The sequence below is a fragment of the Sporolactobacillus sp. Y61 genome (assembly GCF_040529185.1).
In the GTDB taxonomy this organism is placed as follows: domain Bacteria; phylum Bacillota; class Bacilli; order Bacillales; family Sporolactobacillaceae; genus Sporolactobacillus.
Window position 1 is genome coordinate 2,477,832 of sequence record NZ_CP159510.1, and the last position, 26,756, is coordinate 2,504,587.

At 45.3% G+C, this 26,756-nt stretch carries 30 protein-coding genes; 6 read left to right on the top strand and 24 right to left on the bottom strand.

The genetic code is table 11. The features are described 5' to 3' along the window. Positions 1–7: 7 nt before the first annotated feature. From spoVAE to ABNN70_RS11795, 13 genes are all read right to left on the bottom strand, one after another. Positions 8–358: a stage V sporulation protein AE gene (gene spoVAE / locus ABNN70_RS11735; RefSeq protein ID WP_129928915.1), complete on the bottom strand. Its 351-nt coding sequence runs from the start codon at positions 356–358 to the stop codon at positions 8–10. Next, positions 355–1,374, bottom strand: coding sequence for a stage V sporulation protein AD (spoVAD, locus tag ABNN70_RS11740; protein ID WP_353947891.1), 1,020 nt, complete (start codon positions 1,372–1,374; stop codon positions 355–357). The genes spoVAE and spoVAD overlap by 4 nt, the downstream gene beginning before the upstream one ends. A 15-nt stretch (positions 1,375–1,389) precedes the next feature. Further along, positions 1,390–1,839: a stage V sporulation protein AC gene (gene spoVAC / locus ABNN70_RS11745; RefSeq protein ID WP_353947892.1), complete on the bottom strand. Its 450-nt coding sequence runs from the start codon at positions 1,837–1,839 to the stop codon at positions 1,390–1,392. Between the two features lie 186 nt (positions 1,840–2,025). After that, the gene (gene sigF, locus ABNN70_RS11750; RefSeq protein WP_353947893.1) at positions 2,026–2,784 is read right to left on the bottom strand and encodes an RNA polymerase sporulation sigma factor SigF; all 759 of its coding nucleotides are present in this window, start codon (positions 2,782–2,784) and stop codon (positions 2,026–2,028) included. Between the two features lie 12 nt (positions 2,785–2,796). Further along, positions 2,797–3,237, bottom strand: coding sequence for an anti-sigma F factor (gene spoIIAB / locus ABNN70_RS11755; protein ID WP_129928911.1), 441 nt, complete (start codon positions 3,235–3,237; stop codon positions 2,797–2,799). Between the two features lies 1 nt (position 3,238). Next, positions 3,239–3,589, bottom strand: a complete 351-nt coding sequence (gene spoIIAA, locus ABNN70_RS11760) for an anti-sigma F factor antagonist (protein ID WP_129928910.1) — start codon at positions 3,587–3,589, stop codon at positions 3,239–3,241. A gap of 146 nt (positions 3,590–3,735) precedes the next feature. Continuing rightward, positions 3,736–4,908, bottom strand: coding sequence for a D-alanyl-D-alanine carboxypeptidase family protein (locus tag ABNN70_RS11765; protein WP_353947894.1), 1,173 nt, complete (start codon positions 4,906–4,908; stop codon positions 3,736–3,738). Positions 4,909–5,228: 320 nt separating this feature from the next. Continuing rightward, the gene (locus tag ABNN70_RS11770) at positions 5,229–6,038 is read right to left on the bottom strand and encodes a purine-nucleoside phosphorylase (RefSeq protein ID WP_353947895.1); all 810 of its coding nucleotides are present in this window, start codon (positions 6,036–6,038) and stop codon (positions 5,229–5,231) included. 24 nt (positions 6,039–6,062) lie between these two features. After that, on the bottom strand, positions 6,063–6,953 hold the full coding sequence (locus tag ABNN70_RS11775; protein ID WP_353947896.1) for a tyrosine-type recombinase/integrase: 891 nt from the start codon (positions 6,951–6,953) through the stop codon (positions 6,063–6,065). A 4-nt stretch (positions 6,954–6,957) separates the two neighbouring features. Next, entirely contained in the window at positions 6,958–7,212 is a 255-nt protein-coding gene (locus ABNN70_RS11780) for a DUF4227 family protein (RefSeq protein WP_353947897.1), read from the bottom strand. Between the two features lie 418 nt (positions 7,213–7,630). After that, positions 7,631–8,131, bottom strand: coding sequence for a Fur family transcriptional regulator (locus ABNN70_RS11785; RefSeq protein ID WP_129928905.1), 501 nt, complete (start codon positions 8,129–8,131; stop codon positions 7,631–7,633). A 193-nt stretch (positions 8,132–8,324) separates the two neighbouring features. Next, entirely contained in the window at positions 8,325–8,969 is a 645-nt protein-coding gene (gene spoIIM / locus ABNN70_RS11790) for a stage II sporulation protein M (RefSeq protein WP_353947898.1), read from the bottom strand. A 112-nt stretch (positions 8,970–9,081) separates the two neighbouring features. Then, on the bottom strand, positions 9,082–9,639 hold the full coding sequence (locus ABNN70_RS11795) for an NUDIX hydrolase (RefSeq protein WP_353949430.1): 558 nt from the start codon (positions 9,637–9,639) through the stop codon (positions 9,082–9,084). A 161-nt stretch (positions 9,640–9,800) separates the two neighbouring features. Between ABNN70_RS11795 and ABNN70_RS11800 the strand changes: the two genes are divergently transcribed. Continuing rightward, positions 9,801–11,060: an MFS transporter gene (locus tag ABNN70_RS11800; protein WP_353947899.1), complete on the top strand. Its 1,260-nt coding sequence runs from the start codon at positions 9,801–9,803 to the stop codon at positions 11,058–11,060. On the opposite strand, the gene ABNN70_RS11805 is transcribed toward ABNN70_RS11800, so the two are convergent. Beyond that, complete coding sequence (locus ABNN70_RS11805; protein WP_353947900.1) at positions 11,001–11,642, bottom strand: DNA-3-methyladenine glycosylase I; 642 nt, start codon at positions 11,640–11,642, stop codon at positions 11,001–11,003. The two genes, ABNN70_RS11800 and ABNN70_RS11805, sit on opposite strands and share 60 nt — an antisense overlap. A gap of 23 nt (positions 11,643–11,665) precedes the next feature. Then, entirely contained in the window at positions 11,666–12,208 is a 543-nt protein-coding gene (locus tag ABNN70_RS11810; RefSeq protein WP_165364243.1) for an isochorismatase family cysteine hydrolase, read from the bottom strand. Between the two features lie 155 nt (positions 12,209–12,363). Between ABNN70_RS11810 and ABNN70_RS11815 the strand changes: the two genes are divergently transcribed. After that, positions 12,364–12,678 carry a thioredoxin family protein gene (locus ABNN70_RS11815; protein WP_129928900.1) on the top strand — a complete coding sequence of 105 codons (315 nt, stop codon included), beginning with the start codon at positions 12,364–12,366 and terminating at the stop codon, positions 12,676–12,678. Between the two features lie 117 nt (positions 12,679–12,795). On the opposite strand, the gene ABNN70_RS11820 is transcribed toward ABNN70_RS11815, so the two are convergent. Continuing rightward, positions 12,796–13,734 carry a cation diffusion facilitator family transporter gene (locus ABNN70_RS11820; protein WP_353947901.1) on the bottom strand — a complete coding sequence of 313 codons (939 nt, stop codon included), beginning with the start codon at positions 13,732–13,734 and terminating at the stop codon, positions 12,796–12,798. Between the two features lie 204 nt (positions 13,735–13,938). Between ABNN70_RS11820 and ABNN70_RS11825 the strand changes: the two genes are divergently transcribed. Together ABNN70_RS11825 and deoD are read left to right on the top strand one after the other, a co-directional pair. Next, a complete protein-coding gene (locus ABNN70_RS11825) occupies positions 13,939–14,331 on the top strand; it encodes a VOC family protein (RefSeq protein WP_129928898.1) in 393 nt (130 codons plus the stop codon). Positions 14,332–14,401: 70 nt separating this feature from the next. Next, positions 14,402–15,106 carry a purine-nucleoside phosphorylase gene (deoD, locus tag ABNN70_RS11830; protein WP_353947902.1) on the top strand — a complete coding sequence of 235 codons (705 nt, stop codon included), beginning with the start codon at positions 14,402–14,404 and terminating at the stop codon, positions 15,104–15,106. A gap of 45 nt (positions 15,107–15,151) precedes the next feature. Here the strand turns inward: deoD and ABNN70_RS11835 are convergent, their stop codons facing one another. From ABNN70_RS11835 to ABNN70_RS11860, 6 genes are all read right to left on the bottom strand, one after another. Then, a complete protein-coding gene (locus ABNN70_RS11835) occupies positions 15,152–15,604 on the bottom strand; it encodes an NUDIX hydrolase (RefSeq protein WP_353947903.1) in 453 nt (150 codons plus the stop codon). 70 nt (positions 15,605–15,674) lie between these two features. Beyond that, the gene (locus tag ABNN70_RS11840; protein WP_129928895.1) at positions 15,675–16,751 is read right to left on the bottom strand and encodes an AI-2E family transporter; all 1,077 of its coding nucleotides are present in this window, start codon (positions 16,749–16,751) and stop codon (positions 15,675–15,677) included. Between the two features lie 193 nt (positions 16,752–16,944). Next, entirely contained in the window at positions 16,945–18,198 is a 1,254-nt protein-coding gene (locus ABNN70_RS11845) for a dihydrolipoamide acetyltransferase family protein (protein WP_353947904.1), read from the bottom strand. 95 nt (positions 18,199–18,293) lie between these two features. Further along, positions 18,294–19,328, bottom strand: a complete 1,035-nt coding sequence (locus ABNN70_RS11850; RefSeq protein ID WP_129928893.1) for an alpha-ketoacid dehydrogenase subunit beta — start codon at positions 19,326–19,328, stop codon at positions 18,294–18,296. Between the two features lie 29 nt (positions 19,329–19,357). Further along, positions 19,358–20,353, bottom strand: coding sequence for a thiamine pyrophosphate-dependent dehydrogenase E1 component subunit alpha (locus tag ABNN70_RS11855; RefSeq protein WP_129928892.1), 996 nt, complete (start codon positions 20,351–20,353; stop codon positions 19,358–19,360). Between the two features lie 123 nt (positions 20,354–20,476). Then, entirely contained in the window at positions 20,477–21,259 is a 783-nt protein-coding gene (locus ABNN70_RS11860; protein WP_353947905.1) for an SDR family oxidoreductase, read from the bottom strand. A gap of 260 nt (positions 21,260–21,519) precedes the next feature. Here ABNN70_RS11860 and ABNN70_RS11865 point away from each other — a divergent pair, with 260 nt between their 5' ends. Then, positions 21,520–22,830: an IS1380 family transposase gene (locus ABNN70_RS11865; RefSeq protein ID WP_353949386.1), complete on the top strand. Its 1,311-nt coding sequence runs from the start codon at positions 21,520–21,522 to the stop codon at positions 22,828–22,830. Between the two features lie 337 nt (positions 22,831–23,167). Next, entirely contained in the window at positions 23,168–24,400 is a 1,233-nt protein-coding gene (locus ABNN70_RS11870) for an ammonium transporter (RefSeq protein ID WP_353947906.1), read from the top strand. Between the two features lie 144 nt (positions 24,401–24,544). Here the strand turns inward: ABNN70_RS11870 and rnz are convergent, their stop codons facing one another. Then, positions 24,545–25,483 carry a ribonuclease Z gene (gene rnz / locus ABNN70_RS11875; protein ID WP_353947907.1) on the bottom strand — a complete coding sequence of 313 codons (939 nt, stop codon included), beginning with the start codon at positions 25,481–25,483 and terminating at the stop codon, positions 24,545–24,547. A 56-nt stretch (positions 25,484–25,539) separates the two neighbouring features. After that, a complete protein-coding gene (locus ABNN70_RS11880) occupies positions 25,540–26,742 on the bottom strand; it encodes a DNA polymerase IV (protein ID WP_129928889.1) in 1,203 nt (400 codons plus the stop codon). Positions 26,743–26,756 lie beyond the last annotated feature (14 nt).

Here is a 26,756-nt window from a genome sequence, read left to right on the forward strand (position 1 = left end):
AACCTCCTTATCCTTTTGGCTTGAATACCAAAGCGACAAGGAATCCAAACAAAATAGCCGACGTAATCCCTGCCGATGTCAATTTGAAAATCCCAATGGCGATCCCAAGATACCCGTGCTCATGCCCTTCTGCCATGGCTCCGTGTAACAGCGAGTGACCAAAACTTGTGATAGGTACAGTTGCTCCGGCCCCGGAAAATGCAATCAGTCGATCATAAAGTCCGAATACATCGAAGGCAGCACCAAGAACAACAAATGACGCAACGACGTGAGCAGGTGTCAATTTAAATACATCCATTAAAATCTGACCGACTGTACAGATTGCACCACCAACAAGAAAAGCATAGAGAAAAATCATCGTTTCTCCTCCTTAGCCGATTCAAGAACTACTGCGTGAGCAATGCAAGGAATGGTATCCTTTTGTTTCGGTGTCACACTGTTCAGAAGTGCACCAGTTGCAACAATCAGTACACGCTTCATTGATCCTTCGGCCAGCCGCTGATAAAGATATCCGTAGGTCACCACAGCTGAACAGGCACATCCGCTTCCACCGGCATTCACCGGCTGGTCGGGGCTGTAAATCATCAGTCCTGAATCCTGATGTTGCCTGCTGATATCGAGCCCTTTCTCAATGAGCAGCTCTTTAAGAATCGGTGATCCGACACTTGAGAGATCGCCTGTCATAATCAGATCGTATTCATCCGGAGTCCTTCCAGTGTCCTGAAAATGTGTCCAAATCGTATCCGCAGCAGCAGGTGCCATCGCTGAACCCATATTATTTGCATCGGCAACTCCCCAGTCAATGACCCTGCCAATCGTAGCGCCTGCTACTCTTACCCTTCCTTTTTCTCTTGTCACCAGCGCAGCCCCCGCACCGGTAACCGTAAATGTCTGAGTCAGGTTGTTCGGTCCTCCATATTCAGTCGGATATCGGAACTGCCGTTCAGCGGTTGCATTATGGCTGCTTACCGCGCACAGCACATGCTCTGCATAACCGCTGTCTACAAGCAGCGCACCGGTAGCCAGTGTCTCCATCGAAGTGGAGCAGGCACCGAACAGCCCCAGAAAAGGAATACGATGTTCACGGGCGATAAAATTTGAAGTCACTGTCTGATCCATTAAATCACCGGCCAGGAAGAAATCAACATCCCCTTCTGCCTTTCCCGCTTTAGCCAGGCAGAAAGAAATTGAACGACGCAATAACGCACGCTCCGCTTCAACCCAGTCCTTCTCTCCGCAGTAAAGCGTCGGATATTCCTTATCAAAGGTTCCGGCAAGTGGTCCCTGTCCTTCAAGAGGTCCGACTACTGTACCCGTAGACAGCAGATAGACCGGATGTTCAAAACGCCATGTTTGTTTTCTTACTTTAGCCATGGTCTACTCACTCCTTTAAAGCAAATGTTCGATAAACAAACGAAGCATGCCCATAACTGCAGCAGAAACCACACCAAACACAATGACTTCTCCGGCAAGTGAGAATAGATTTGTCGCAATTCCGAGCACGATACCCTCATTCTTGTGTTCAAGCGCTGCACTGGTAATTGAATTGGCGAAGCCGGTTACCGGGACAATGGATCCTGCACCGGCATATCTGGCAAGTTTATCGTAGATACCGAATCCGGTCATCAGAGCGGATATGAGAATAAGCGTTGCAACCGTCGGATTTCCTGCACCTTCACTGGAAAAATGGAAAAAATGCATATAAAAAACCTGGATGCATTGTCCAATAACACAGATCAGACCACCAAAGAAAAAGGCTCTGAAACAATTAGCTACATAAGGAATTTTCGGCTGGAAGGGTTTTATGTTCTCGGTATAGTTTTTCGGATCATTAAGCAAGGTGTCTTCCCCCATCATAGGAAATCTGAAGCTTCCCGTAGTATTCACTGAAAGGCTGAAAAATATGTCCGGAAGAAATACTGCCGACGGGCACGTTCCGGGGCGCTGCCGGAGGTCTGGTTTTTTTGAACCCTTTTCCCACGAAAATTTTGTTCTTTTCTCAAATACAAAGAAAAAGCCGGACGGCTATTCGGCCATCTGACTTTTTATTTCTTCAAGTATCTTTTTTTCCAGCCGGGAAACCTGTACCTGTGATATTCCAAGACGCTGAGCCACCTCAGTTTGTGTCTGGTCCTTGAAATAGCGCAGATAGACAATCAGCCGCTCTCGTTTATCAAGCTGTTCCAGAGCTTCTCTGACCACCATTTTGTCAAACCACTTTCCGTTGTCACCATCCGATATCTGATCGAGAATTGTAATTGGGTCACCATCGTTTTCAAAAACCGTTTCATGAATAGAAGAAGGTGAGCGGATCGCTTCCTGCGACAGCACGATATCTTCAGCGGGAAGTTCCAGCGCTTCAGCAAGTTCACTGATTGTCGGATTTCTTCCCAGTTTTTTAGACAATTCATCTTTTTTTTTCCGGACCTTAATGCCGGTTTCCTTCAGTGACCGGCTGACCTTTACCGCCCCGTCGTCACGGATAAAGCGCTGGATTTCCCCGATGATCATTGGGACGGCATATGTTGAAAATTTGACATCAAATTTCAAATCAAATTTATCCACCGATTTAAGTAAACCGATACATCCGATCTGAAATAGATCATCCGGTTCATACCCTCTGTTGATAAAACGCTGGACAACCGACCATACCAGTCGCATATTTTTTTGAACCAGGCGGTCCCGTGCATCATGATCACCTGTCTGGCTGCGTCTGATCAACTGCTTGACTTCTTTATCATCAAGAAGCGGCTCTTTCGCCTCTTTCCGGGGATTTAACTCCATGTGCATGTCTCCCTACTTGCATACTGCCTTGTTATGGGTTATCGCCTTAGTCATGAAAATCGTCGTACCCTTTCCCTGCACGGATTCGATAGTCACGTGATCCATAAAGTTTTCCATAATCGTAAAACCCATACCGGATCTTTCAAGCTCGGGTTTCGTCGTAAACAATGGCTGACGCGCCTGCTCAATATCCTGAATCCCTGCCCCGTCGTCATGAATACTGAGACTGAGCGCGCCATGATCCAGCTCAGCGCAGACACGGACGATACCCTTACCGGTGTTTCCGTATCCGTGAATAATGCAGTTGGTTACAGCTTCTGAAACCACCGTCTTAATTTCAGTCAGTTCTTCTAAAGTGGGATCCAGCTGGGCGACAAAAGATGCAACGGTTACACGGGCAAATGATTCATTACTGCTTATTGCGGAAAAGGTCAGCGTCATCTTATTTGTCATTTTAGGCCACCCCCAGGGAATGAAGTGCATATTGTTCATCTGTCTCAAGCCGGATGATTTTGAACATACCACTCAGTTCAAATAGTCTGCGAACTGTCGGGGAAATGGAGCAGACGACCATTTCTCCTCCAAGTCCGGCAATTTTTTTATATCGGCCAAGTATCACCCCAAGTCCTGAACTGTCCATAAATTCCAGTTTCCCGAGATTCAGAAGAATATGATGAACCGGCTCTTCATCCATTATCCTGTTCACCTGATTACGAAGATCATCAGCTGTATGATGATCAAGTTCTCCCTCCAGCCGGATACAGAGGACACCGAATTTAACTTCTAAATTGGTTTTTAAAGCCATGTGATGATTTCCCCTCTCTCATTTCTGTACTGAAAAGACGTGATTCTATTTAAATACACTTTTCTATGCAGAATGTAGTGATTCCTTCACACTGACATAACTAGTGTCCATTCGGCAAAATACGGACTGATCAGCCATCCATTAAATCAGTGTGCCAGAATAGACCCGGCACTTCTCTTAAATAACTGCCACCATGAGGCGCGTTTGATATTTTCTTTAACGACGAGAGGTGTACGTGAGATCGTTTTCCCTTTACTGCTGATGGTGTAATACCCAATCACGGTCCCTGCTTTGATCGGTGCCTGCAGATCTTTCTTAATTTGTGCGTGCTTTTTAAAGCCTTTTACGGATTCGCCTTTTTTCAAGAGCAGGATCACCGGCCTGCCTGTTACAACATCAATCTTTCCCGGATTCCCTTTATTGACATGTGCAACTGCTACGGTGTTATTTTTTTCAAGCAATTTCTGCGTGCTGTACCGTGCAAAAGCCTGATCCATCAGGCCGGCAATTTCTTTATTTCTTTCTTTAGGTGAACCCGCACCCATGACAACGGCAATCACTCTCATGCCATTCCGCTTTGCCGTTGCCGTCAGACAATACTTTGCTTCATTGGTGTACCCGGTTTTCAATCCGTCTGCACCCGGATAGGTTTTAATGAGTTTATTGGTGTTCACCAGCCAGAACTTCTTGTCCGTGTCCTCCCTCAGGTAGTCTTCGTACTTCGAAGTGTATCCAAAGACCTGTTCATATTGTGCAAGTTCACGCGCCATAATCGCCATGTCCCGTGCCGTTGTAAAATGATTCCCGACAGGAAGCCCGGTGGTATTCTGGAACCTTGTATGTTTCAAGCCAAGCCTTTTCGCCTCCCGATTCATATGACGGACAAAAGCCTCTTCAGTGCCACTTACATGCTCAGCCATAGCTACCGATGCATCATTACCTGAGGCAATGGCAATCGCACGCAGCATTTCGTCTACGGTCATCGTTTCTCCGGGCTCCAGAAAGACTTGTGATCCGCCCATCGAGGCAGCATGTTCACTGACATTAACTTTTTCATTTAAAGAAATCTGGTGTTTACTGAGTGCTTTGAAAATCAGCAATAATGTCATGACCTTGGTCATACTTGCAGGCGGCAGTTCTTTATCCGCGTTTTTCTGATAAAGTACCCTGCCTGTTTCCTGCTCTATGACAATAGCCGATTTTGCCCCGCTCTTCTTTGTATCTACTTCCTTTGTATTTTCCGCTGAAACGGAAGACGCAGGAGCAACAGCAGAAAAAACGAGTACACTGCAAATAAGCCAGGCATAAAATTGCTTCATGAACCCTACCTCCTCGTAATCATCATTTGCATTCTTTCCAGTATCCACTGTTTTATACGGCTGAACGAAGATAAAAAAAGGACATATTTCTCCCTCAGAAGGTACAAGGCTTAAATCATTCTACCCTTTCAATCTTAAAGCGGTAGAAAAGGCAACAGCAGCAATTATTGCAAAGGCTTTCATTTAATATGAAGAGAAACGGGCCGACTTTTGGAGTTCACATCGACTGGCAGGTTTTTTCTTATTCCCTCTTTTTCGTACAAAAAAAGGGCCGGGAACGAATAGATTTGTTCCCGGCCCTTCTGTCTCACAGAGAAAAGTCAGATATTTTTCACAACTGCCTGCACAAGTTGTATAAAGTGGTCTTTTACTTTATTCGCTGTTTCGATCACTTCGGCATGCGAAAGCGGCTGATCCAGAATACCACTTGCCATATTGGTAATGCATGAGATACCCAGAACCCGTAATCCCGCATGAGCGGCTTCAATAACTTCCGGGACGGTGGACATGCCCACCGCATCAGCCCCCATAATACGCATCATTCGAATTTCAGCAGGTGTTTCGTACTGCGGACCAGGCGTTGCCAGGTAGACCCCTTTTTTCACAGCCACATCAAGCTGATCTGCCTTTTCCTCAGCAAGTTGAATCAGTTGTCGGTCATAAGCGGACGACATATCGGGAAAACGCGGCCCTGATGTCTCATCGTCGGGGCCAATTAATGGACTCCCGCCAAGCATATTAATATGATCCTGAATGAGCATCAGATCTCCAGGCGAAAAGCTTGTGTTAATCCCGCCGGCTGCGTTAGTCACAATCAGATAATGGATGCCCAGTGCTTTCATGACGTCTACCGGAAAAGCAACCTGTCTCAGAGAATAGCCCTCATAATGATGGTATCTGCCTTGCATGGCAACCACTTCTTTACCTTCAAGGGTTCCAACGACAAATCGTCCGACATGTCCTTTTACGGTGGGTTCGGGGAAATAGGGAAGTGCATGGTAAGGTATGTAATCGGCATCTTGAATTTCATCAGCAAGATCACCAAGGCCTGAACCGAGAATCAGACCAATTTTTGGCTCTTTTGATGTTCTTTTTCTCATTTGACTGACGACTTCCGTAATCTCCTGCATGTCTGTTCCTCCAATCATTTTTTATTATCTTCTGGGATGAAAGCGAACATAAACATCCCGTAAACGACTGTTGCTGCGCCTCGGATATCTGTTTAATGCCAGTGAATGCTCTCTTCCCATTATTTCATCTACGGAAGCCATATCCGCGCCGTTCTCCAGCATCCGTGCGGTAAGCGTATTTCTGAGCGTTTCCGGAGATAAGGTTGAACCAATACCTGTCAGAGAGCCATAATTTTTCAGGATTTTCCAGACTCCCTGTCTTGTCAGTCGACGATGACGGTTATTAAGAAAGAGCGGGGAATTTTCCAGTCTGTCCTCCTGCGCTTTACGGACATCGTTTAAATAAATATGCAGCGCGTGTTTTGCAGATTGCCCCAGCGGTATCACCCGCTCGTTCCCTCTGATCCCCTTACAGCGGACAAAACCAAGCTGCAGATTCAGATCGGACAGATTCAGATTGATCAGTTCAGATGCGCGAATTCCGGTGGCATAGAGTAATTCCAGCATGGCCTGGTCTCTTTTTCCTGAGCCGGTGTCTGAATCAGGGGCTGAAAGAAGCCGATCAACTTCCTCATCAGAAAGGATTTCCGGAGGTGTCCGCTCAACACCGGGCAGGACAATCGCATAGGCCGGATCTGTATCCGCCTTTTTATACCGGTACAAATAGCGATGCAGGCCTCGTACCGCAGATGCCTTGCGTGCCACCGTCGCCGAAGCACGATGTCTGTCACGAAGCCAGTAAAAATATTTCATCACTGATACTTCTGAAACATCAGCCCATGCTGAACAATGCACTTCCCGGGTCAAAAAATCAACATATTGTTTTAAATCCCGTTGATAGGCTGAAAGGGTATTATCTGTTAACCGACGTTCCTGTTGCAGGGCTTCCAGATATTCATTGGCTTCTTTCAGCAAGGGATCATTCCCCCTCTCTCAGAAAATAGAGTATACGATTGATGGGATCATCAGCATGAAATGTCGGTAAATACGCTACACTTTCTCCTGCCCGCCCGGCCGCAACATCTACAGCACCTGATCCAGGTTCATCATAACGATGCAAATGGTTCTGATATCGATCAATCCAGCTCATACCGAAATAGAAGACTGTTGTCAGCAGAGTAAAGAGCAGAAACAGGCGGGACGCATCATAAATCAGCTTTAACCTTGTTCTCAATAGGATCCACTCCTCATCACATATCATGGTATTTTAGATGCCCTGTAAATGATATGCGGCGAGGACATGCATTCATACGTTGTGACAACCTGGGAGATACTGTCTAACTTATATTTTACCTGTTCTTTGTCTTTCGGAAAAGCCTGTAAATTAAAGAAAGACCTGCTGTTGTTGCAGGCGGCGCCAGAGCCTTGGCTTTTCTGAACATTTTTTTCGTAGCGGTATACCACCTTCTTAAAAGGAGTCTCTGCTATGTTCTAAAGAATGATTTTGATCTTCAGACTACACCATGAGTACACCGGGAATGATTAAAAAGGCAGTAATGACCAAAAATGAAACGAAAAAAAAACGCCATCAGGCGTCATCACCAGGGCTATCCATCCCATGCCTGAGGCACGTGATTTGCGCCCAATCATCATTAAACTTTTTCAGTTTCTTCTTCCAATACCTGTTCCCGAAGTTTTCGTTCTTCTTCTTCATGCCTTTCCTGGCAGCGATGACAGATACCATGGAAAGTCAGACGGTGATCTTTTACTTTAAAATGCCATTTGCGTTCCACGATATTTTCTACATCACCCAGAAGGTCCTCCTGAATCTCATCAACTGCCCCGCATTCAATGCAGACAAGATGATGATGAAAATGATTAGCTCCTTCTTTTCTCAGGTCATAGCGTGAAACACCGTCACCAAAATTAATCTTGTCAACAACTTTCAATTCCGAAAGCAATTCAAGTGTCCGATAAACGGTTGCAAGCCCAATTTCCGGTGCCTTTTCTTTGACAAGCAGGTAAACATCTTCTGCACTCAGATGATCCTGTTCATTCTCAAGTAAAACACTCACTGTTGCTTCACGTTGAGGTGTCAGTTTATATTTCTGTGCATGCAGCTGCTTTTTAATCCGGTTCATCCTGGCTTTCATTCAGACACCTCCCGCAGGATATCATTTGTCATATCAAGCTATTTCTTATTTCAATGTTCTGTTCATTGAAAATTATACCCCCGCGCAGTAATGGTGTCAATGATAAGTATAATCATTTTTACCTTGTAATTATTTTATTTTAAATCCTCGATCTTCTGTTATTTAAATGTGGATCCCCCGTATGATCTATTCGTCAGGAAACAAACAGACCAATCAGTGTTGGTGAGATATAGGCTTCATATCCACTCGCAATGACCGTAAAACAGGCGCAGATCAATAAAATCAGTGCATAAGAAATGAACTGGGGGAGGAGCGGCTCCCTGCGGGTTCGCATGAGCAGTTGCCTGATCATCTTCAGGGAACAGACAACAGCAACAACGGAAAGAAATAAATCCACAGGAATCATCAGCAGATTCTGCGGAAAAACGCTGACGGCAGCAGCCATAAAGCCTTGTAAACCCATCTGACTGACCAGAAAGCCAACGGTGAATCCAAGAACCATACCCCTGATGAAAATGAGAATAAAAATAATCGGTAATCCGATAACTGATAATCCGAGCACCCAGATCAATCCTGAATACTGCAGATCATTTAGCAGGCTTTCACGGAATAACACATGCGGATCAGCGATTTGCCCCTTTGCCAGTTCTCCAAAGAACTGCTCCAGATAATTAAGCAGATCATTTCTCGATTCAAATGGGAGACTGTTGACGATTATGGATCCAAAAACAATACCCATAAGAAACAGTGCGATTACAAATGTATAAAGCGATAAATAATTTCTGATGTGCCCCGTTACGATGTCTCTGATTCTGATCCCTGCTATTTCCCCAAGCATCGGACCGCCCCCTGTCATCATCCTCTGAGATTAAATCTATTAATTAATCTATGAACTTCAAAGGAAGTTATGACAGGATCCGGATTTCAATCAGATGTGTATGATAGGATATTTATTTCAATTTTCTCCCCTGCAGTGCAAGAAGACGCAGATATTGAACCGCATAGACAGACTTGGCATCTGCAATCTGATGCTCTACAACCATTCTTTCTGCTTCTTCCAGGCTGACCGCACAGACCTCAAGAAATTCATCATCATCCAGATGCTGTTTCCCTGGGGTCAGAGTGTCTGTAAAATAGATATGAAGCAGCTCATCAGAAAAACCGGGGGACGAATAAAAAGACGCCACTTTCTCAAGCTGCGTGCACTGATAACCGGTCTCTTCTTCAAGTTCCCGGTGTGCTGAATGATCAGGATTTTCTCCAGGCTCGAGCTTCCCGGCCGGAATTTCATAAATGATCCCGTCAAGGGGATAGCGATACTGCCGGACCAGCAGAAGTTTCCCCTGATCATTTACAGCAATGATCGCGACTGCTCCCGGGTGTTTCACGACTTCCCTTGTAGCACTTCGACCATCAGGAAGTGCCACCGTGTCCAAAAATAAGTGGACAATTTTCCCCTTGAATAGTTCTTTTGAGTCTGTCTTCTGTTCCGTCAGCCGGTCTGACATATGATCACAGCTTTCTTTTTTCTCCATTTTATCATACATCATCCCTTCTCTTCCGGCCCGTGATCACAATAAAGTTCACAATTCTGATGACGAATGGAAGAAAAACGTTTATAGTTTATTCATGTATCGTAAATTTGTCACTTTCAAAGTGGGTTGATCAAATGGCAGAATCCCAAATCAATCAAACAATAAGAAAATATCCTCAGTTTCTTGAGCCTGTGTTTGTTTCACGGGCTTTCCGTGCGTTATGGATTGGCAATACCTTATCCGTTTTAGGTTCTTCGATAACAAGTATCGTTGTCCCTGTCCTTGTTTATTCACTCAGTCAATCAACGGTAACCATGGGCTTGATCATGACGGCGTATATGTTGCCGAATGTGATCATCCTGCCCTTTGCCGGCCTGATTGTTGATCGTATGAATCGTGCGCGGCTCATGCAGGCAGCAGACATCATCAGATGTCTGCTAGCCTTTACAACTATGGGACTGGGGCTCGCCGGGCAGCTGACGATTCATCTTCTGACCTTCATTGCGGTGATTTTTGGATTGATGGACGGCCTTTTCCAGCCTGCTTTCTCCGCCATGCGGGCCACTGTGTTTGTACCGGAAATACGCAATTCTGCAAACGCCCTGAACCAGCTGAGCGTTCAGGGCATGCGTCTTCTGGGGCCTGCAGTTGGCGGATTCATTATCGGTATGCTTTCAGCCCCGGTTGGATTTGGGATTGATGGAATCACCTTTCTCATTTCGTTCATCTGTCTTCTTTTCTTAACCCGTGAAGGCAGAATGTATAAACACGTTCGGCCTGAAAAAAAGGTTTCATTTTTCCGCGAATGCTTTGCAGGGATTGATGTCATAAGAAAACAAACATGGCTTTGGGTAACCATTATCGCATTTAGTCTGATTAATATTTTCACAACCGGTGTGATTGCTATTCTGATCCCCTGGCTGATCAACATTCATGAAAAATATCCTCCATATGTATATGGTATCGTCATGTCAGGAGAAGCCATCGGAGCTGCCATCGCAGCATTCATTTTCGGCATGAGGAAAACATGGAGATTTCGCGGCTTCATCGCTTACGCCGGTGTTGGCCTTTCCGGATTCTGCCTGCTTCTGATGCCTGTCGCCAGCTCAGAAGTGCTGCTGATTGTTTTGATGATTGTTGAAGGCTTCGGAATGATGACTTTCGGGCTCATCTGGGAAACCAGTCTTCAGGAACAGGTTGCTCCTGAAGCATTTGGCCGGGTCGCAAGTCTGGATATGCTGGGTTCCTTCGCACTTCTTCCGGCGGGGTTCCTGTTTACCGGCTGGTTTGCAGATATAGTCGGAGGGGTTGCCGCAATCATGATCCTGGGTCTTTCAGTTGTGATCGCTGTTTTTCTCATCCTGTTTGTACCGGGAATCCGTAAGTTTGACTGAGCGATGATCCAACCGATTCTGGTCCCGAATCTGAGCATAGCAAAAACACGTTGTTTCGTGATCATTAACCATGCCGACGGCCTGCATAAACGCGTAACAGATCGTCTCTCCGACAAAGCTGAAGCCGCGTTTTTTTAAATTTCTGCTCATCATGCGTGACTCAACGCTCGAAGAAGGTATCTCAGAGGCAGAATGATAGCAGTGTGTGATCGGCTGTCCACCAACTATGCGCCATAAGTAGGTGCTGAAAGACTGTTCCTTCTCTAATTCCAGAAAAGACCGGGCGTTTTGAATGATCGACCTGATCTTCCTGCGATTACGGATGATCCCGCTGTTCTGCATCAGCGCGCCGACCTGATCTTCAGTAAACTCTGAAATGATTTCCGGATCAAAACCGGCAAAGGCTCTTCTGTATGCTTCTCTCCGCTTTAAAATGGTAATCCAGCTCAGACCTGCCTGCATGCCTTCGAGACATAACATTTCAAATAATTTTTTTGAATCATAAACCGGTCTTCCCCATTCACGGTCGTGATAGTCGATATAGACAGGATCATCTGTATGCCAGTCACATCTATGAGGCATGGTCTCACTCCTTCAATCCGCTATTATTCAACAATCTCAGTTTTAAATATGGCCTGCATGTGTTTCAGAAAAAGTTCATGCTGACCTGTAAAAGTTGCCATCCCTTTGCTGTGTGCAACGGTTCGGTACCCGCGTGAATACGCACCGTAACACGTCAGAAAATCACATATATCCGTGCACACACCTGTCAAATGCACGGTGTCTACATGCAGCGAGCGAAGAATCTGATCCAGGTTTGTGCCGATAAATGCGTCATATTCCGGCTTCGGAACGAAAATGACGCCCGCATCCTCTTTATGAGCAGAATACCAGCGACCCAGTCCCCCGTACAGCTCAGCGCCATGTGTTCCCTTGATATTGTGCGGCGGCCACAGTTTGAAATGCGGATCGTTTTCTTCATGGGCATCCATACAGAAAATGACTGGTTTATCTTTATCATGGAATTGTTGCGCCAGTGAGACAATATAGGGAACAATCTCCTGTGCCGGCTTACCGGCTGTCAGGCCACCGTCATCTGCCACAAAATCATTACTCATATCAACAATCAGCAGGGCTTCTTTTGTCATAAACATTTCCTCCATTTCTATTTTTTATTTATATCCACTTTAACACGTGACCCGCGAAATAAGAAGTAAGGTGATGCCAGGCGGTAAAGATTGCGAAAGCGATACATCCTGTTAAAATAATAAAGAAGGAATCACAACGAGGGGATGTCTCTGTCATGAAAGCTATTGAAACGAAAGAGGAATTTAATAAAGTAATTAGCAGCCCGGATACCGTCATCATTAAATTTGAAACAACATGGTGCCCGGATTGTAAACGACTGAACACCTATGTGGATGATCTCGTGAAAGAGAACAGCTTTAAGTGGTACTCTGCAGACCGAGATAAATTTCCGGATTTAGGCGAGAAATATCAGGTCCTTGGTGTACCCAGCCTGCTTGCCTTTAAAAACGGTGAAAAAAAGGCCCATCTCCGGGCTGATGACAAATCTCCGGACGAAATCAGGGATTATCTGAAAGCCGTTCAGCCATAATCATGAAGAAGCGACCGAATGACGGCCGCTTTCTTTGTATACTTTTAAATCTATATCTATTAAAAATTTTTTGGACAAATCATTCAGCGTGTGACCGGCCGGTTGGCAGGTTTTACTTCATGCCTTCTTCTTCTGATGAGCGCAATCGGAAAAGCACGTTTCAAATGTTGTTCCTTCAATCTGCACCGTTGAATGCATCAGATGGTAGTCACTGAGTATGTGCTGTACATCGTTCAGGATGCGGTCTCGATCTGTCCGGTCTGCAACAATCAGGTGGCAGCTGAGAGATAAAAAGCCTGAAGTAATCGTCCAGATATGCATGTCGTGCAGACTGATCACCCCTTCAACTCCGCAAATCCTGTTTCTGATTTCTTCAAGATCAAGATTGTCCGGCTTACCTTCCATCAGAATATTAATCGAATCTCTCAGGACCTGCCACCCGCTTCTGATAATGACGGCCGAGACAATAAGACTCGCTAACGGATCGGCAAACTCCCACCCGAACAGGTAAATAAGAACAGCAGCAACAATGGCACCGGCTGAACCGAGCAGGTCGCCAAGAACATGAATAAACGCACTGCGCACGTTCAGATTTTCTTTATTCTCTCCTCCTGACAGTATCCAGGCAACGAAAATGTTGACGATTAACCCGATGAAGGCGATGACCAGCATGCTTCCGCTATGAATCGGTGCCGGATGGGAAAACCGCTGGAAGGCTTCATAAATGATCCATACAGAAAGGACGAGTAACAGGACACCATTAAAAAGAGCAGCCAGAATTTCAAATCGTCTATATCCAAAAGTTTTTGTCTGATTGGCAGGAATCTTTGAACCTACCATCAGTGCAGTAAAACTCAGTCCCAGTGATATTGAATCACTCAGCATATGGCCTGCGTCCGATAATAAAGCCAGACTGTTACTGAGCAGACCGCCGACAGCTTCAACAATCATAAATCCGGTGATCAGTAGAAAACCGGCCAGTAATGCAGTCTGATTTGATGTTTGATGATGATGATGTGGACCTTGCGTACCCCTCTGTTCCGGTCTGTTATCCATAATCCATTCCACCTTTAACTTGAAACCCTGTATACCCTTTCTTCCTATAATATGGTTCGCAAGTGTTTAAAAGTCAAGGGGGGAACTGGCCTGAAATTCACCTTTTTCCGATATATCTTAAATGGAAACCCCAATTGACGGCTCACTCTCACTTGACTCATAATCAAATGGAAGATCATTTCTATTATTCAGGAGGCCATAGCCATGTCCCTTTTGCGATTTCATCACTGCGCGATCATCTGTTCCAATTACCGGAAGTCTAAACATTTCTATACAAAAGTTCTGGGCTTCCGCGTACTTCAGGAAACATATCGCAAAGAAAGGAAATCCTATAAACTGGATCTGCAATTGGAAAACAATGAAAGCAGCCGGATTGAACTCTTCTCCTTTCCTGATCCACCTGCCAGGCTGACCCGGCCTGAGGCGTGTGGTTTACGTCATCTGGCCTTTGCCGTGAACAGTGTCCGGAAAACGGTTCAGGAGCTGAACATGAAGGGGGTGGTTTGTGAACCTGTCCGAATAGATGAACTGACCGGTAAACCGTTTACTTTTTTCAGAGATCCTGATGACCTTCCTCTTGAATTGTATGAATGCTGATAACGATCATCACACAGGTCGCCGGTCGTGCTAAAATAAAAAAGGTTACATAAACACAAGGGGGATAACTATGAGTATTCATATCGAGGCAAAGCCAGGTGAAATCGCCGACAGTATTTTGCTGCCCGGTGATCCGCTCCGTGCGAAATATATCGCCGACACATATCTTGAAAATTCCGTTCAGTATAATCAGGTCAGAGGTATGCTGGGGTTTACGGGGACCTACAAAGGGAAGCGTATTTCTGTTCAGGGAACAGGGATGGGTATTCCCTCAATATCTATTTATGTGAACGAACTGATTCGGGATTATGGCGTCAGGAACCTGATTCGTGTCGGGACATGCGGCGGGATACAGAAGGATATTCATGTTCGGGATGTAATTTTAGCTATGTCTGCAACAACGGATTCAGCAATCAATCATACCGTGTTCCCGAATATGGATTTTGCTCCTACAGCCAACTTTGAACTGCTAAACACGGCTTATCACTTGGGAAAAGAAATGGGAGTTAATCTCCGAGCCGGTAATATTCTTTCTGCAGATGTGTTCTATCGTGACACGATGGATATCATGAAAAAACTGGCTGATTATGGCGTTCTTGCCGTAGAAATGGAAACTACAGCACTTTACACTTTAGCTGCAAAATATGGTGCACGGGCCTTAACGATTCTGACGGTCAGTGATCACATATTCACTAGTGAAGATACAACTGCCGCAGAAAGGCAGACAACCTTCAATGATATGATCAGAATTGCTCTTGAAACAGCCATAAAATAATTGACGTGGAGATTAAAAAGAGGGTCGGAAAAACCGGTCCTTTTTTTAATCTTCTGTTAAGATTTCATTCAGAATTTTTCTGTGGTTCTTTAACATTTTCTCTGGTAAATCATCCGGATTCATAAAAGCAAATGAAACAGATTCTGCCGGATCCATGATGAGTTCACCCTTGTAATCACTTGTCTGATAAGCGATGGTTACAGGATAAAACTGATCACCGTTCTCTGCAATGGCATACATATTTGCACCAGAAAAGACACCAGCAAGCTTCAGCCGATCAATTGTCAAACCAGTCTCTTCCCTGACTTCACGCATCGCCGTTTCTTCTGAAGATTCACCAGGCTCCATTAAGCCACCGGGCAGTCCCCACGTATTTTCCGGATAGCGGCGTTTCTGCAGCAGAATGTGTCCCTTTGAATTACTGATCACGGCAACTGCTCCGACAAGAATCAGTGGCCGGTGACCGACCATCGAGCGTATTTCTTCTATATATCCCATTTTCTTCTACACCCACCTGTTTCAGACCCTTTGAATGATACCGGAACATAAGAGATTTCCATTCACTGTTTCATCTTTTTCTCAACTGTATTAATTTATAGACTCTGGTGACGATCACTTTGCATACAGCATAGAACGGTATCGCAAGAATCATACCAATGATCCCGGCGAGGTTACCTGCGACAAGCAGCAGACAAATAATGGTCAGCGGATGTACATCAAGTTTCCTTCCCATCACCATAGGTGAAATGACATTCCCTTCAATCTGCTGGACGACGATAACTCCGGCAATGACATAGATAGCAAGAACCGGCTCCTGAATGAATGCAACGATGGCAGCGGGAACCGTTGCAATAAACGATCCGATAAATGGAATCAGATTTGTAAAAAGAATAATAAGTGCAAGAACCAGAGAATAGTTCAGGCCGATGATCAGATACCAGATGTAAATTAAAATAAAATCAAACATCAGGACGATCATCTGTCCTTGAATGTATCCGCTCAGTGCTTCATCCATATCCCTGAGGATTTCCTTTGCTTTACCCCTGTGTTCTTTGGGAATGAGCGTTAAGACGCTGGCGGACAGCCTGTCGCCGTCTTTAAGCAGATAAAATAAGATAAAGGGAACAGTAGCAATAATCAGTATCGTACCGGTTACCGACTGAATAATATTCAGGATATTATTTCCAATTGAACTTGCTATTGAAGTCAGCGAATTTGAAAATCTGTTCGTGATATCGACATACGAAATTTCGTTCAAATTGAGTCGGTCAAACAATTCACTGTACTGAAATTTATTCATTTGATTGCCAAGCTGCTGAACGAGGCCAGGCATGCCCGTGATCAGGGAAAGGAACTGATTATAAAGAATAGGGCCGACCCAGATGATCAGCATGGTAATCAGACTGAGCACGATCAGATAGATGATAAGTATGGCGATCATTTTCGGGATCTTCAGACGAACGAGCCCCTTTACCAGCGGCCTTAACAGATAGTAAAGAAGACCCGAAATAATAAGCGGAGCTGCAAGAGACGTAAACAAAACGCCTATGGGTTGTAAAATAAACGTCAGCTTCGATCCGACCATTAAAATGACCAGAATCAGCAACAGCCAGACAAAGAATCTGAAATATCTCGAATTCGGCATACATGTTCCCCTTATCGTTATGATTGATTTCGAATGTCATAACCTAATCTCTAAGATTATTTAGCAAGTCCTGCCAATATTGTAACCTATTTTCCGGTCTTTTATCCATCAATCCGTGCACATACATGTAAAAAAAACAGCTTCCCATGTAACGGAAGCTGGCCTGAGGCTGATATTTTTTTACTTTACAGAATCATAGAACCAGTTTAAGAGGTGCCTCAAGATTTTTCTTTACAGCAGACAGGAATTCAGCGGCCTGTGCGCCGTCTATAGCCCGATGATCAAAAGTAAGACTTAAAGGTAATACACTTCGTCTCTGCAATGCGTCTCCAATATATACGGGCTGATCACTGATCGTTCCGACACCTAATATCCCAATTTCAGGGGGATTGAGAACCGGCGTAAAGAATCCGATACCATACGTTCCAAGTGAGGTCACCGTAAAGGTGGATCCGCTAAGCTGGAGACGATCCATCGCACCCCCACGTGCAGCTTTACTTGCTCTTCTGATTTCTCTTGAAATGGCACTGATTGATTTCTTATCTGCATCTTTTATAACAGGAACAACAAGTCCCTCATCCAAGGCTACAGCAACACCAAGATTGACGCTGTCATAAGTTGTGATGGTATTTCCTTCATAAAGACTGTTCATCTTTTTATAATCCAGTAAAGCCTGAATAGCCGCTTTTGCAATAAAGTCTGTAATGGTCAACCGTACTTCATCATTAATCTGGTAGGCTTCCCTTGCTTCTTTCTGGAATGCAATTAAATCAGTTACATCGGCAGTAGATTGAAGGGTCAGCTGGGCTGTCTTCTGCAAGCTGTCATACATACGCTGTGCAATTACTTTTCTCATGCCGGTTACTTTTCGTGAGTTGCCCGCAGCTTCCGGCTTTGCTGCCGGTTTCACTTCACTGGCAGAAGGTGTACTTGCAGGTTTATTGACCTTGTTTTTAATCGCTCCGGCCACATCAGCTTTAGTGATTCTTCCCATCGGACCGGTGCCTGTTACGGTATTCAGATCAATGTTTTCCGTTTTCGCCAATTTCCGTGCAGCCGGTGAAACCCTCAGTCTGGGCTGCTCGGGAACGGCAACCGGTTTTTCAGATGCCATGGCAGGAGAGACTTTAGGAGAGACTTCAGAAACCGGAGAAGCGGGTTCCGTTTTCTCAACAACGGCACTCTGCTCCTGTGTCGCAACCGTTTCTCCATTCTGGCCAATATAACCAAGGGGCTGACCTATAGGGACGACGGCATCTTCTCCTGCTTCAATATCAATGAGAAAGCCGTCAGCCGGTGCCTCTATATCCTTCTCTATTTTATCTGAACTGATTGAAACAACGGATTCTCCCTTTTTTACAGGATCGCCCTTATGCTTCAGCCATTCTACAACTGTTCCTTCATCCATTCCCATTCCCATTTTTGGCATAATTATCTCAGTAGCCATTGATGCCACTCCTTTCCAGTATAAGGAAAAGGCGGGCTGGTCGGCCACCAACAAAGTCAGCCGGCGCCCGTCCTTCAAAGAAAGCTGTCACCTTTTCACGCAGTTGTGAATACTTTGTCCCCAACCATCTCTCTGAATGCTTTGATAATTTTTTCAGGCGAAGGCAAATATAGCTTTTCAAGTGGTGGAGAGAAGGGCACAGGGCTGTGTGGTGCGGTCACGCGCTTGATCGGAGCATCAAGATAGTCAAATGCTTTGTCTCCCACAATTGCTGCAATATCTGTTGCTGCGCTGCATCGCGGATATGCCTCATCCACAATAATCAGGCGCCCGGTTTTCATGACAGATTGAAGGATCGTCTCCTCATCAAGCGGGGACAGGGTCCTTGGATCGATGACTTCAGTTTCAAACCCTTCCTTTGCGAGCTGGTCAGCTGCATCCAAAGCAGTATAGACCTGTTTCCCTATAGCAACGATTGTAAGATCCTTACCTGGGCGTTTAATTTCTGCCTTCCCAAGAGGAATGGTGAAGAACCCTTCTTCAACCTGCCCCTTCTTTGCGTACAGGGTTTTATCTTCAAAAACGATCACCGGATCATCATCGAAAATGGCACTCAGAAGCAGCCCTTTTACATCATTTGGACTGCTTGGTACGGCGACTTTCAGTCCGGGAATGTGTGTAAAAAGCGCGTACAGGCTCTGGGAATGTTGCGCTGCAGCATTGAACCCCGCACCATCTATCGTACGAATTGTAAGTGGTACCCTGGCTTTTCCGCCAAACATATAATGGAATTTTGCAGCCTGATTCATAACTTCATCCAGACAGCTTCCAATGAAATCGTTGAACATTAATTCCGAGATCGGGCGAAGTCCTGTGACAGCAGCTGAAACAGCTGCGCCCATATATCCAGCCTCAGCAATAGGTGTGTCGAGGACTCTGTTACGGCCGAATTCTTCAACAATTCCTTTTGATACACCGAAAACGCCACCCCAGGCACCTTCATCCTGTAAATGATCAACCTCTGCACCGCCGGCAACGTCTTCACCCATCAAGACAACGTTTTCATCTTTTCGCATGGCAAGACGTATGGCATCATTGATCGCATCTGAATAACTCATTTTAACAGTCACAATGCTCACCTCCATATATTTTCCGAAAATCAATAGGAAACGTATACATCCGTCGTTAATTGCGAGGCGTCCGGGAATGGACTACTCTCAGCGAATTTAACGGCATGGTCGATTTCTGCTTTAACTTCCGCACCGATGTCCTTAATTTCTTTTTCACTCAGCAGCTTCGATGATTTGGCATGCTCTTCAAATATACGGATCGGATCATCCTCATTTAGTGCACGTTCCTGTACTTCTTTGTTCTTATACGTCTGAGTATCTCCTTCGAAATGTCCGTAGTCGCGATAAGTCAGGCATTCAAGAATCGTTGGCCCCTTACCGCTTCTGGCACGTTCGACCGCTTTTCCGGCAGCTTTATAGACGGCCTGTACATCACGGCCGTCAACTGTTTCTCCGGCAATTTTATATACTTTGGCGAAATCGGAAACACGATCACAGGCGGAGGCATAATCAAAGGTTGATGCCTCACCAAAACCGTTGTTTTCATTGACAAAAATGACCGGGAGTTTCCAGATAGCCGCTATATTGATTGCTTCATGGAACGTACCATGATTGCTCGCACCGTCTCCGAAGAAGCAGACAGCGACATTGTCCGTTTTTTTCACTTTTGCAGTAAGTCCGGCACCAATTGAAAGCGGCAACCCGGCACCGACTATACCATTCGCACCAAGCATGCCTTTTGACACATCTGCAATATGCATCGACCCGCCTTTGCCTTTACAAAGCCCCGTTGACCTGCCGAATATTTCAGCCATCATGCCATCAAGATCACAGCCTTTTGCGATACAGTGTCCGTGCCCGCGGTGGGTACTTGTGATACTGTCACTGTCTGTCAAATGAGCGCAAACACCGACAGCTACAGCTTCCTCACCTGCATAAAGATGCACAAATCCCGGAATTTCGCCCTTTTCAAAAATACCATGTACGGTATTTTCAAACTGACGGATTTCCTGCATTTTTTTGTAAACCCATTTCGCTTTTTCAACGGTCATGTCTTTTGCGGATGCCTTTGTACCTGCTTGCATTCTGACTCCTCCCGTCATATTGTTGCTTATTGCTTCATATCAGCCATAGTTGCCCGAGATGTAAGCGTTTTCTTACATATTTATAATAGCCTATTTCAACATGATTTGCAAAAAAAATTTCCATCATTTCATCTTCATCCACCGACCGCCCAGGCGTTCAGAAATACGCGGGAACCACTGATAAAATTTCGCCCCCAGACCCATATACCACGGAATATTAATTTCCCGTTTCCGTTCTTCTATTGCTTGAATAATTTTTTCAGCAACAAATTCCGCATCCAGCATAAACCGATCGATTTTTGCCGAATAACTTCCTTCAGGATCCGCCCTCTGAAAAAAATGAGTCCGGATCGGTCCAGGATTAATGACCGATACATTGACGCCATAATCGGCAGTTTCAAGTCTCAATGCATTTGAAAATCCGATAATCGCATGTTTTGTTGCGGAGTAGACCGACGATTTTGCTGTCGCCAGTTTCCCGGCAATTGAAGCAACATTGACGATATGACCCGATCGACGGGCCAGCATTTGTGGGAGAACAGCGTGTGTGCATGACATCGTCCCAATGACATTAACAGAAAACATGCGCTCTGCATCTTTTATTGTCGATGAAACAAAGGGTTCAAACCGGCCAAATCCGGCGCAGTTTATGAGGATATCTACTCTTCCATATTTATCCATAATCCTGTTAAATATGACCTTGACTTCTTCCGGATGACCGACATCCAATGTATAATAATCCGCCTGTCCTTTCTGAAGACTGATTTTTTTACACACTTTCATTAATTTCTCTTCATTTCTGCTGATTAAAATTGTTTTCGCTCCCGCCGCCGAACAGCGAAAGGCTGTTTCCTTCCCTACCCCGCTCGACGCACCTGTAATGACAACGATTTTTTCTTTCATCATCGACCTGAACACCTCTTTCCTGGTGGCTGTTTTTTTCATGATATAATGTGCCATCCTTAATGGAAAACGAATCATCATTTTCCGAATCCGTACATTTAAAATAATAAACCCTAGTTTATTCACAGAATTTCTCCAAAACGCTCAGATGCTTGATCTGATCACTTTTCTCGATTACACCCTGTGCATGAAAAAAGTGCACGCAAAAAGGATCCAAATCTGGTAAAATTAAGTCACCACAACACCAGAGAGGATCCTTTATGATGACTACTTTATCGCAAATCACGTTAGATTTCAATCGAAAAATCAAACTATCAAACGATGGTGGTGAACTTTCTTCAGATAGCGGTCAACTGCTTTTTAAGGAGTTTGACGAGAAAATCGGTTTCTCAAAGACGTTTGAACGCCATTTGATACTGAATGATTCGCGCAAGAGTCCGTTCTATTCCAACGCAAAACTCTTTCGCCAGAAGATCTATCAGCTGCTGGCCGGTTACTCCGAGGATGACTCAGCCGATGCATTGATTCATGATCCCGTGTTTACCCAGGTTGTTGAAACATCCAAACTGGCGTCACAACCGACGTTATCCCGCTTTTATTATCGTTTCGACCAGAATACTCTTGATCAGCTCGCAGTGGCCAATCAGAAATTACTGGACAAAGTTCATCGATATCGCAAGAGCCGGGCACTGATTATTGACCTGGATTCCACTCACGTCGATACGTACGGCAAGCAGGAATCCTCAGACTATAATGCACATTACGGTACCATCGGCTTCCATCCATTGGTGGCGTTCGACGGGGCGACGGGAGATTTTTTGAAGGCGAAACTGCGTCCCGGAAATCGCTATACTTCTCATGGGGTCGCGGACTTTGTTCGGCCGATTCTGGAACACTACAACGAGCACTTTCCGGAAACCACGCCGTTCCTTCGTGGCGACAGCGGTTTTGCCACGCCTGAGCTCTACGAGCTGTGCGAAGAAGAATCCGTCTACTACGCGATTCGCCTGAAGTCGAATGCCATACTCCAGCGGATGGCTGAGGAGCTTCATCCCAACGATGCGTCGACCGGGGAGACCCAGTGTTACTATGAAGAAATGGCGTACCAGGCGAAGTCTTGGGACAAGCCCAGAAAAGTAATCGTTCAATCGGTTCGCCCGGCTAGCGAACTCTTCTTCACGCATACCTTTATCGTGACCAATCTGGTTGAATGCTTCTCCCCGAAACAAGTCGTTCTGACTTATCAGAAACGAGGGACCATGGAAAACTACATCAAGGAAGCCAAATCCGGATTCAGTCTGGATCAACTGTCCAGTCACAAATTTGAAATTAACGAAGGCCGATTGATGCTCAGCCTGATCGCCTACAATTTAACGAACTGGATGCGTACACTGACGTTTCCAGAGGGGCAGAAGAACATGCAAATTGAAACCATTCGAACCCGGATCGTGAAAGTGGCCAGTAAGTTGGTGAGGTCGGGGCGCTCCCTTTATTTCAAGCTGTCCTCCAGCTTTGTCTATCAGGACTTCCTCTGGAAAGTACTCGGACGGATTCAAAAACTTCAAATCGAATAGTGAAAGGGCACTCAGTTTGGTAGCATCAAAACGTTTTCATCAGGCCAACGGGGAAAGTCCATCTCAAAACGGTCCATTGTTGAGCGAAAGTTCAGAAATTAATCTTTCGAGTACGTTTTACGCGAAAAAGTAGACAAAATTAGGCAACCTCGTCCCGATAAACAAAAATCTCAAGAAACGATGAATGGTGAATAAATCAGGTAAACTAATATTGAACAAAATGTTTCTATTGTAAAGGCTTACATAAATAAATGAATATTTTTAAAATTTAGCTGTAACATTTACTGACACGTTATGTTATAATTATTCCATATTAAATGAGGGGAGCCTTAACTAAATGAAGGAATTAACTTTGAGCACTGATTCTTTATGGATTTTGCTTTCGGCAATTCTGGTCATTCTTATGCAGGCAGGTTTCGCTTTTCTTGAAGCTGGATCTCTGCGAAGCAAAAATGCCGGTCATATCACCGGCAAACAGATTATTACCCTGGCGATAGCATCGCTTGTTTACTGGGCAGTCGGATATGGAATTGCATTCGGAGACGGCAACAGTTTCATCGGTCTGTCTGATTTCTTTCTCAGCGGTGTCCCAAGCGGCTATGATTCTATCTTTTTCTTATTCCAGATGGCTTTCGCAGCCGTATCGCTTGCTATTGCCTGGGGCGGATTTGCAGAACGTGCTAAATTGTCCGTTTACTTCATCTTCGGTACCTTATTTATTGCCATCATTTATCCTGTTGTCGGCCACTGGGTATGGGGCGGCGGCTGGTTGAGCACGCTCGGCATGCAGGACTTTGCCGGTTCTACGGTTGTTCACCTTCAAGGTGCGACTGCCGCACTGATCGGTACATTGCTTCTCGGACCAAGAATTGGCAAATTCACAGGGAAAAAGCCAAATACGCTGCCGGCACACAGCATCCCGTTCGTTTATCTAGGCACCTTTATTCTTTGGATCGGCTGGTTCGGATTTAACGCCGGCAGTACGGTCAGTGTAGGCAATGGTCAGTTCTTCGGTTATGTCGCTCTGACGACGAACCTCGCAGCTGCATCCGGAGCATTAGGTGCACTTGCCGCAGCCAAAGCGCTGTCAAAGAAGGCAGATATTGGGGCTATGTGCAATGGCGTTCTTGCCGCACTGGTTGCAATTACCGCATCCTGTGCATTTGTTGAACCCTGGGCTGCTGTCGTCATTGGTGCTTTTGCCGGTGCATTTACTTACTGGACATCCATCGCTCTCGAAAAGAAAGGCCTGGATGATCCGATCTATGCTTTCTCCGTACATGGTATCTCAGGTGTTATAGGTACACTTTCAACCGGCTTATTTGCCGCACCGGAACTCGTTAAAACCGCCGGCGTCGGCAGACCAGGTCTGTTCTATGGCGGCGGCCTGACCCAGCTTGGCGTGCAGGCACTTGGTGTTGTTGCAGCATTTGCATTCGTTGCTGTAGCTTCTCTGATCGTGCTCAGCATTATCAAAGCAACGGTTGGCCTGCGTGTTTCTGCAGAAGCAGAAAAAGCCGGGCTTGATATCAGTGAACATGGTACTTACGGCTACGGTGAAAAAGAATAACGATACCTGCTTAAACTCTTAGATGATTCATTAAAAAAGGGATCTCCTTACTGGAGATCCCTTTTTATACCTGCTCTTTCTGCAGAAGCTTTGCATCTTTCAATATCAGGCAATCCGTGCCTCGGCGGCGTCAACGATTTGCTTTTAGCCTGAGCGATGGTTAGCGCTGGTTTGATAAACCCATAAATCATGAGCCAGCATCGTGCCAGGAAATATCTGTCTTGCCTCGTTAAGCAATTTCTGCTGCTCCAATTTTTGATATCTTGAACTGATATGGGTCAGAATGAGTAAAGAGGCACCCGCTTTTCTGGCAATCGAAGCGGCCTGGACAGAAGTCGAATGATGATAGTTATGGGCAAGTCTGGAAGATTCATGACGAAATGTCGCTTCATGAACAACAATTTCGGCATCCTGCGCCAGTTTTACTGCTGCACGGCAGGGACGCGTATCACCTATAATGGCAAACCTGCGACCCTTTTTTGTTTCCCCAAGAAAGTCAGAACTGTTCAATGTTCTCCCGTCCGGAAGAGTGACTTGCGGCGAAATTTTAAACTGTTTGTAAATGGGACCTGGCTGGATACCCATCTGCTTCAGTTTATCAACGAGCAATTCCCCCGGCTGATCTTTTTCTATAATCCTGTACCCATAACTGATGATCCCATGATCCAATTGATCTGCTTCAACAAAAAAATGCTGATTTTCAAAAATACATCCTGAATTTTCAATTTCACGGATATCGACAGGATAATGTAAATGCGTTCCTGATACCCCCACCGTCGTCTCGATAAAGGTTTTAATCCCCTTGGGTCCGATGATCAATAAAGGCGATTCCGCCCCCTGAAATGACCTGCTGCCAAGGATGCCCGGCAAGCCGAATATATGATCTCCATGCAGATGTGTGATAAAGATAACAGACAGTCTCGTCAGCTTTACAGACGAGTAGAGAATCTGTCGCTGCGTTCCTTCGCCACAATCAAAAAGCCAGAGATCTCCGTCATATTCAGGAAAACCCACGGCCAGTGAAGTGACATTTCGTTCTTTGGCAGGCATGCCCGCTCCTGTCCCCAGAAATGTAAAATCCATGACATCCACCCTTTTATTTATGCAACATTTTCAAGCTCAATTTGATTTTCTGATATTCATTTTTTCTTTTGACTTATCAGGCTGGCAGCCGTCTGCAGTGCCTTACTGCCAAATTTAGCATTCACAGCATTGATCAGTTTGATTAATGGCTCCCGGGCCGCATCCTCCTGATATGTAAAAAGATCAAGTTGTTTATTTGCCTTTCCTGTCGGCTGAAATGAAGAAACAGTGACGCCAAGAAGTCTTACCGCTTTACCGTTCCAATGCGCCTTAAACAGACTAAGTGCATTGCTCAGGATATCTTCCTTATACGCAATGGGCTGTACTGTTGTGACGTGCCGCGTCACAGTCTTCCAGTCATGATACCGGATCATAACTTCCAAACCATAGCCGACGATGTGCTTCTCTTTCATTTTTTTCGCAATCTTATCTGATAAACGATCAAGAGTTACCTGAATAAGCTGTAGAGAGCGGGTATCACGTGGGAGAGTGACGGAATGGCCAATACTTTTAAAACGTTCCCATGCGTCAGGATCCACTGGTCGATGATCTATGCCCCGTGCATGTTCCCATAACCTTCTCCCTGTGATGCCCAATCTGCCGGATAGCATCCGCTGGTCAGTCGCAGCCAGATCACCAATTTTCATAATCCCCATTGCCTGCAGACGCTTTTCCGTGCTGGGTCCGACGCCATGCATCTTTCCTATTGGAAGCGGCCACATATTTTGCTCAAGATCCCTTTTTCGCAGAACAGTAATACCCATTGGCTTTTTCATATTAGAAGCCATCTTAGCAAGAAATTTATTTGGAGCAATACCAATACTGCATGGAAGACCTAGTTCAGAAAAAATACGGTGCTGTAAATTCCCGGCAAGTCGAAGTGGATGACCGTCAGCGATCAGATCCGTCACATCCATATAGCCTTCATCGATAGAAGCCTTCTCAACTTCCGGTGTACAGCTTTTTAACAGATGAAAAAGTGTATCAGAAACAGCACGATAAAGATGAAAGTCTGGATGCTTAACAATCAGATCCGGACACACTTTTCGTGCTTCCTGAACTGTCATTGTTGTCCGAACGCCTCGTCTTCTGGCCTCGTAACTGCTCGTTACGATAATCCCATGCCTCTCTTCAGGTTTTCCTGCAATAGCCAGCGGCTTTCCACGCCATTCCGGATGATTGACTAATTCAACGGAGGCATAGAAACTGTTCATATCAATGTGAAAGATGACTTTCCTGTTTATATGAGCCGTTTCCATGTGACATCCTCCTT